We start from the raw sequence: 8,241 nt of genomic DNA, 5'->3' as shown, positions 1-8,241 counted from the left end.
GTCGGTGTGCGCATCGACCGTAAGCGCAAGCAGGCCGTCACCGTGCTTCTCAAGGCGCTGGGATGGACCACCGACCAGATTCTCGAGCGGTTCGGTCAGTACGAGTCGATGCGGGCCACGCTGGAGAAGGACCACACGGCCGGTCAGGACGACGCGCTGCTCGACATCTACCGCAAGCTGCGGCCGGGTGAGCCGCCGACCAAGGAGTCGGCGCAGACCCTGCTGGAGAACCTGTACTTCAACCCCAAGCGTTACGATCTGGCCAAGGTCGGCCGTTACAAGATCAACAAGAAGCTCGGGGTCGGTGCGGAGATCACGCAGGGCACGCTGACCGAAGAGGACATCGTCGCCACCATCGAGTACATCGTCCGCCTCCACGCGGGCGAGGAGACGATGCCGGCCGCCGAGGGCGCGCCGATCGACACGGTGATCGTCGAGACCGACGACATCGACCACTTCGGCAACCGCCGCCTGCGCAGCGTCGGCGAGCTGATCCAGAACCAGGTCCGCCTGGGCCTGGCCCGGATGGAGCGCGTCGTGCGCGAGCGCATGACGACGCAGGACGTCGAGGCGATCACGCCGCAGACCCTGATCAACATCCGCCCGGTCGTCGCGTCGATCCGGGAGTTCTTCGGCACCTCGCAGCTGTCGCAGTTCATGGACCAGACCAACCCGCTGGCCGGCCTGACGCACAAGCGGCGTCTGTCCGCGCTGGGCCCCGGTGGTCTGTCGCGTGAGCGGGCCGGCTTCGAGGTCCGAGACGTGCACCCGTCCCACTACGGCCGGATGTGCCCGATCGAGACCCCTGAAGGCCCCAACATCGGCCTCATCGGCTCGCTGGCCTCCTACGGCCGGATCAACGCCTTCGGCTTCGTGGAGACTCCTTACCGCAAGGTCGTCGACGGCAAGGTCACCGACCAGATCGACTACCTGACGGCCGACGAGGAGGACCGCTTCGTCAAGGCGCAGGCCAACACGGTGCTCAACCCCGACGGGTCGTTCGCCGAGTCCCGCGTCCTGGTCCGCACCAAGGGCGGCGAGACCGAGCTCGCCCGTGCCGAGGAAGTCGACTACATCGACGTGTCGCCGCGCCAGATGGTGTCGGTCGCCACCGCGATGATCCCCTTCCTCGAGCACGACGACGCCAACCGCGCGCTCATGGGCTCCAACATGCAGCGCCAGTCGGTGCCGCTCCTCAAGAGCGAGGCGCCGCTGGTCGGCACCGGCATGGAATACCGTGCCGCGACCGACGCCGGTGACGTCATCAGCGCCGAGAAGGCCGGCGTGGTCGAGGAGGTCTCCGCCGACTACGTCACGGTCATGAACGACGACGGCACCCGGACGACCTACCGCGTGGCCAAGTTCAAGCGCTCCAACCAGGGCACCTCGTTCAACCAGAAGCCGATCGTGGCCGAGGGTGACCGCATCGAGGTCAACCAGGTCATCGCCGACGGTCCCTGCACCGACAAGGGCGAGATGGCGCTGGGCAAGAACCTCCTCGTGGCGTTCATGCCGTGGGAGGGCCACAACTACGAAGACGCGATCATCCTGTCCCAGCGGCTGGTCCAGGACGACGTCCTCTCCTCGATCCACATCGAGGAGCACGAGGTCGACGCCCGTGACACCAAGCTGGGCCCGGAGGAGATCACTCGCGACATCCCGAACGTCTCCGAGGAGGTCCTGGCCGACCTCGACGAGCGCGGGATCATCCGCATCGGCGCCGAGGTCGTCCCCGGCGACATCCTCGTCGGCAAGGTCACGCCCAAGGGTGAGACCGAGCTGACCCCGGAGGAGCGGCTGCTGCGCGCGATCTTCGGCGAGAAGGCCCGTGAGGTCCGCGACACCTCGCTGAAGGTGCCGCACGGCGAGCAGGGCAAGGTCATCGGCGTCCGCGTGTTCAGCCGCGAGGAGGGCGACGAGCTTCCCCCCGGCGTCAACGAGCTGGTCCGCGTCTACGTGGCCCAGAAGCGTAAGATCACCGACGGCGACAAGCTGGCCGGCCGCCACGGCAACAAGGGCGTCATCTCCAAGATCCTGCCAGTCGAGGACATGCCGTTCCTGGAGGACGGCACCCCGGTCGACATCATCCTCAACCCGCTGGGCGTGCCCGGCCGAATGAACGTCGGCCAGGTGCTCGAAACCCACCTGGGGTGGATCGCCGCCCGGGGCTGGGACATCACCGGCGTCCAGGAGGCGTGGGCCGAGCGGCTGCGCGACAAGGGCTTCGGCCAGGTCGAGCCGCGCACCAACATGGCCACGCCGGTCTTCGACGGCGCCCACGAGGAAGAGATCGTCGGCCTGCTCGGCAACACCATCCCCAACCGTGACGGCGACCGGATGGTCGAGCAGAGCGGCAAGGCGCGGCTGTACGACGGCCGTTCCGGCGAGCCGTTCCCGTACCCGATCTCGGTCGGCTACATCTACATCCTCAAGCTCCTCCACCTGGTCGACGACAAGATCCACGCGCGTTCGACCGGCCCGTACTCCATGATCACCCAGCAGCCGCTCGGCGGTAAGGCCCAGTTCGGCGGCCAGCGCTTCGGTGAGATGGAGGTGTGGGCGCTGGAGGCGTACGGCGCCGCCTACGCCCTGCAGGAGCTCCTGACGATCAAGTCCGACGACGTCCTCGGCCGCGTGAAGGTCTACGAGGCCATCGTCAAGGGCGAGAACATCCCGGAGCCGGGAATCCCCGAGTCCTTCAAGGTCCTCATCAAGGAAATGCAGTCGCTGTGCCTGAACGTCGAGGTGCTCTCCAGCGACGGCATGTCCATCGAGATGCGCGACACCGACGAGGACGTCTTCCGCGCAGCGGAGGAGCTCGGTATCGATCTGTCCCGGCGTGAGCCGAGCAGCGTGGAAGAAGTCTGAGGGGGATCGCACGAATGCTGGACGTCAACTTCTTCGACGAGCTTCGGATCGGGCTGGCGACGGCCGACGACATCCGTCAGTGGTCGCACGGCGAGGTCAAGAAGCCCGAGACCATCAACTACCGCACCCTCAAGCCGGAAAAGGACGGGCTCTTCTGCGAGAAGATCTTCGGCCCGACCCGCGACTGGGAGTGCTACTGCGGCAAGTACAAGCGCGTCCGCTTCAAGGGCATCATCTGTGAGCGCTGTGGCGTCGAGGTCACGCGCGCCAAGGTGCGCCGTGAGCGGATGGGCCACATCGAGCTGGCCGCGCCGGTCACCCACATCTGGTACTTCAAGGGTGTCCCGTCGCGCCTCGGCTACCTGCTCGACCTCGCCCCGAAGGACCTGGAGAAGGTCATCTACTTCGCGGCGTACATGATCACGCAGGTCGACACCGAGATGCGCGAGCGTGACCTGCCCTCGCTGGAGGCGAAGATCTCCGTCGAGCGGCAGCACATCGAGCAGCGTCGCGACGCCGACGTCGAGGCCAGGCAGAAGAAGCTCGAAGGCGACCTGGCCGAGCTGGAGGCCGCCGGCGCCAAGGGCGACCAGCGCCGCAAGGTGCGTGAGGGCGCCGAGCGCGAGATGCGCCAGCTCCGCGACCGGGCCCAGCGTGAGCTGGACCGGCTCGAGGAGGTCTGGAGCCGCTTCAAGAACCTCAAGGTCCAGGACCTCGAGGGCGACGAGCTGCTCTACCGCGAGATGCGTGACCGCTTCGGCCGCTACTTCAAGGGCGGCATGGGCGCGCAGGCGATCCAGGACCGCCTGATCAGCTTCGACCTCGACGCCGAGGCCGAGAACCTGCGCGAGACCATCCGCAGCGGCAAGGGCCAGAAGAAGGCCCGCGCGCTCAAGCGGCTCAAGGTCGTCTCCGCGTTCCTCAACACCACCAACTCGCCGCGCGGCATGGTCCTCGACTGCATCCCGGTGATCCCGCCGGACCTGCGGCCGATGGTTCAGCTCGACGGTGGCCGCTTCGCCACCTCCGACCTGAACGACCTCTACCGCCGGGTCATCAACCGCAACAACCGCCTCAAGCGTCTGCTCGACCTCGGCGCGCCCGAGATCATCGTGAACAACGAGAAGCGGATGCTGCAGGAGGCCGTCGACGCGCTGTTCGACAACGGCCGTCGCGGCCGCCCGGTCACCGGCCCCGGCAACCGCCCGCTCAAGTCCCTGAGCGACATGCTCAAGGGCAAGCAGGGCCGCTTCCGCCAGAACCTGCTGGGCAAGCGAGTCGACTACTCCGGCCGTTCGGTCATCGTCGTCGGCCCGCAGCTCAAGCTGCACCAGTGCGGTCTGCCCAAGCAGATGGCGCTGGAGCTGTTCAAGCCGTTCGTGATGAAGAGGCTCGTGGACCTCAACCACGCGCAGAACATCAAGTCGGCCAAGCGGATGGTCGAGCGCGCCCGCCCCGTGGTGTGGGACGTGCTCGAAGAGGTCATCACCGAGCACCCGGTGCTGCTCAACCGCGCGCCCACGCTCCACCGTCTGGGCATCCAGGCGTTCGAGCCGCAGCTCGTCGAGGGCAAGGCCATCCAGATCCACCCGCTCGTCTGCACCGCCTTCAACGCGGACTTCGACGGCGACCAGATGGCCGTGCACCTGCCGCTGTCGGCTGAGGCCCAGGCCGAGGCACGCATCCTGATGCTCTCGACCAACAACATCCTCAAGCCGGCCGACGGCAAGCCCGTCACCATGCCCACCCAGGACATGGTCATCGGCCTCTACTGGCTGACGACCATGAAGGAGGGCGCGCTGGGCGAGGGCCGGGTCTTCGGCTCCATCGCCGAGGCGCAGATGGCCTTCGACCGTCGCGAGCTGGAGATCCAGGCGAAGATCCAGATCCGGATCAAGGACGTCCTGCCGCCGCGTGACTGGGTGGCCCCCGAGGGCTGGGAGCAGGGCGACCCGATCCGCCTGGAGACGACGTTCGGCCGCTGCCTGTTCAACCAGACGCTGCCGCTGTCCTACCCCTTCGTCAACTTCCAGGTGGGCAAGAAGCAGCTGTCCACGATCGTCAACGAGCTGGCCGAGACCTACCCCAAGGTCGAGGTGGCCAACTCGCTCGACGCGCTCAAGGACGCGGGCTTCCGCTGGGCGACCCGCTCCGGTGTCACGATCTCGATCGACGACGTCGTCGCGCCGCCCAACAAGCAGGAAATCATGGAGAACTACGAGCGCCGCGCCGACAAGGTGCAGCGTGAGTACGAGCGCGGTCTGATCACCGACGAGGAGCGCCGTCAGGAGCTCATCGAGATCTGGACCCACGCCACGGCCGACGTCGAGACCGACATGGTCAACGCCTTCCCGGCGACCAACCCGGTCTGGATGATGGTCAACTCCGGCGCCCGCGGTAACAAGATGCAGGTGCGTCAGATCGCCGGCATCCGTGGTCTGGTGTCCAACACCAAGGGTGAGACGATCCCGCGGCCGATCAAGGCCTCGTTCCGCGAGGGCCTGTCGGTGCTGGAGTACTTCATCTCCACCCACGGACAGCGGAAGGGTCTGGCCGACACCGCCCTGCGCACCGCCGACTCGGGTTACCTGACCCGTCGTCTGGTGGACGTCGCGCAGGACGTCATCGTCCGCGAGATCGACTGCGGCACCGACCGCGCCGTCCCGCTGCACGTCGGCGAGCGCGACGCGTCGGGCAACCTGGTCAAGGCCGAGAACGCCGAGTCCAACGTGCACGGCCGCATCCTGGCCGAGGACGTCGAGGTCGACGGCAAGATCATCGCGGCGGCGGGTGTCGACATCAACGACACGCACGTCACCGCCCTGGTCGAGGCCGGCGTCGAGACCGTCCGCACCCGCAGCGCGCTCGTCTGCGAGGCCAAGATCGGTGTTTGCGCGACCTGCTACGGCCGTTCGCTGGCCACCGGCAAGCTCGTGGACGTCGGCGAGGCGGTCGGCATCATCGCCGCCCAGTCGATCGGCGAGCCCGGCACCCAGCTGACGATGCGGACCTTCCACACCGGTGGTGTGGCGGGCGCCGACATCACCCACGGTCTGCCCCGAGTCCAGGAGCTGTTCGAGGCGCGCATCCCCAAGGGTGTCGCCCCGATCTCCGAGGCGGAGGGCCGGGTCCGGATCGACGAGACCGACAAGTCCCGCAAGATCGTCATCACGCCCGACGACGGCTCCGAGGAGATCGCCTACCCGGTGTCCATGCGGTCGCGGCTGCTGGTCTCCGAGGGCTCGCGCGTGTCGGTCGGCCAGCAGCTGGTCGCCGGCGCCGTCAACCCCAACGAGGTGCTGCGCATCCTCGGCCCGCGGGCCGTGCAGCTGCACCTGGTGGCCGAGGTCCAGCAGGTCTACCGGTCGCAGGGTGTGTCGATCCACGACAAGCACATCGAGATCATCGTGCGGCAGATGCTCAAGCGCGTGAACGTGCTCGAGTCCGGTGACACCGACCTGCTGCCCGGCGAGCTCGTCGAGCGTCCGCGCTTCGAGCAGATGAACCGTGAGACGGTGGCGGAGAACGGCTCCCCGGCCGCCGGTCGCCCGGTGCTCATGGGCATCACGAAGGCGTCGCTCGCCACCGAGTCGTGGCTGTCGGCGGCCTCCTTCCAGGAGACGACCAGGGTCCTGACGGACGCGGCGATCCACGCCAAGTCCGACTCGCTCCTGGGCCTGAAGGAGAACGTCATCATCGGTAAGCTCATCCCGGCCGGCACGGGCATGCCCCAGTACCGCAACATCCGGGTCGAGCCGACCGAGGAGGCCAAGGCCGCCATGTACACGGTCGGCGGCTACGACGGCTCCGCGGCCGACTACACCTTCGGCACCGGCAGCGGCGAGGCCGTCCCGCTGGAGGAGTACGACTTCGGCCAGTACAACCGGTAACGGTCGTCAGCACGGCGAAGCGCCCGGGTCTCTCGTTCGAGAGGCCCGGGCGTTTCCCGTTTCCGCGCTCCGCGCCTCGGGCGTGGAGGTCCCGTGCGGGGTCCGTACGCGTCCGTCAGCCCTTCACGGGTGCGAGTGCTCCGCCGGGTGTCGTCCCGGAACGGCGCAGGCGTACGGGCGGGCGTGGGCCCGCGGCCGTGAACGCGAATGGGCCTGTTCGTGGCCTTGGGCGGGCCGGTCCGAAAAGAAGAAGGTTTTGGGGTTGAGCATGGGGAAGGGGCTATATCATGGTCGGCGGAGCAGCGGCCACGAGACGGGCCGCACAGAGCGGATGCGAGACGCCCCCCATAGCGACTCGCGCCGTTTTGACGTGTCGGGCGGGCCTGGTAACCTAGACCATCGTGCCCGTAGCTTTGCGGGCTCTCGGCTGTGCGCTCATATCAGAGGAGTGCCAGTCGGCTTCCTGGCTTGAAGCGTCGTGGATGTGTCTGTGCGGATAGCGCGACACGCCCGAGCGCGGGGGCGCGGGAGCAAGGACAATCCGCAGGTCATGACACCGGCAGAACCTGTGGATTCGCACAACTGACGTAACACCGGCCAAGGCACGAAACGGAGTGGCAGTGCCCACTATTCAGCAGTTGGTCCGCAAGGGCCGGCAGGACAAGGTCTCCAAGACCAAGACTCCTGCCCTCAAGGGGAGTCCGCAGCGGCGCGGCGTGTGCCAGCGCGTTTACACCACGACCCCGAAGAAGCCCAACTCGGCACTGCGCAAGGTGGCCCGTGTTCGGCTCACCAACGGCATCGAGGTCACGGCCTACATCCCGGGTGTGGGTCACAACCTGCAGGAGCACTCCATCGTGCTCGTGCGTGGCGGTCGTGTGAAGGACCTGCCGGGTGTTCGCTACAAGATCATCCGCGGCTCGCTCGACACCCAGGGTGTCCGCAACCGCAAGCAGGCCCGTAGCCGCTACGGCGCGAAGAGGGAGAAGAGCTAACTATGCCTCGCAAGGGTTCTCCTGGCCGTCGTCAGCTCATGTCTGACCCGGTTTACAGTTCGCCGCTGGTCACCGCCCTGATCAACAAGGTGCTCCTGGACGGCAAGCGCTCCATCGCGCAGTCGATCGTCTACGGCGCCCTCGAGGGCTGCAGGGAGAAGACGGGCAACGACCCGGTCGTCACCCTCAAGCGCGCGCTTGACAACGTCAAGCCGACCCTCGAGGTCCGCAGCCGCCGTGTCGGTGGCGCCACCTACCAGGTGCCGGTCGAGGTGCGCGCCGCGCGCAGCACCACCCTGGCCCTGCGCTGGCTCGTGCAGTACTCCCGGGCCCGCCGCGAGAAGACCATGACCGAGCGCCTGATGAACGAGCTCCTCGACGCCAGCAACGGCCTCGGGGCGAGCGTGAAGAAGCGCGAGGACACCCACAAGATGGCCGAGTCCAACAAGGCCTTCGCCCACTACCGCTGGTAACCCCGGCGGGTTCGA

4 protein-coding genes are annotated in these 8,241 nt (G+C 67.4%); all 4 read left to right on the top strand.

Going from position 1 to position 8,241, the window contains the following annotated elements; translation table 11 throughout:
- On the top strand, nucleotides 1-2,868 hold a 2,868-nt coding region (gene rpoB / locus AB0J53_RS19320), incomplete at its 5' end, for a DNA-directed RNA polymerase subunit beta (RefSeq protein WP_364173791.1).
- A gap of 14 nt (nucleotides 2,869-2,882) precedes the next feature.
- Entirely contained in the window at nucleotides 2,883-6,758 is a 3,876-nt protein-coding gene (locus tag AB0J53_RS19315) for a DNA-directed RNA polymerase subunit beta' (RefSeq protein WP_219500398.1), read from the top strand.
- A 620-nt stretch (nucleotides 6,759-7,378) separates the two neighbouring features.
- Nucleotides 7,379-7,753, top strand: coding sequence for a 30S ribosomal protein S12 (gene rpsL, locus AB0J53_RS19310; protein WP_049572713.1), 375 nt, complete (start codon nucleotides 7,379-7,381; stop codon nucleotides 7,751-7,753).
- 2 nt (nucleotides 7,754-7,755) lie between these two features.
- A complete protein-coding gene (gene rpsG / locus AB0J53_RS19305) occupies nucleotides 7,756-8,226 on the top strand; it encodes a 30S ribosomal protein S7 (protein ID WP_043623423.1) in 471 nt (156 codons plus the stop codon).
- Nucleotides 8,227-8,241 lie beyond the last annotated feature (15 nt).

It is taken from the genome of Nonomuraea sp. NPDC049725, assembly GCF_040674795.1.
Taxonomy (GTDB): domain Bacteria; phylum Actinomycetota; class Actinomycetes; order Streptosporangiales; family Streptosporangiaceae; genus Nonomuraea; species Nonomuraea ceibae.
The sequence above is the reverse complement of the archived record's forward strand: the minus strand, read 5'-3'. Positions and strand labels throughout refer to the sequence as shown.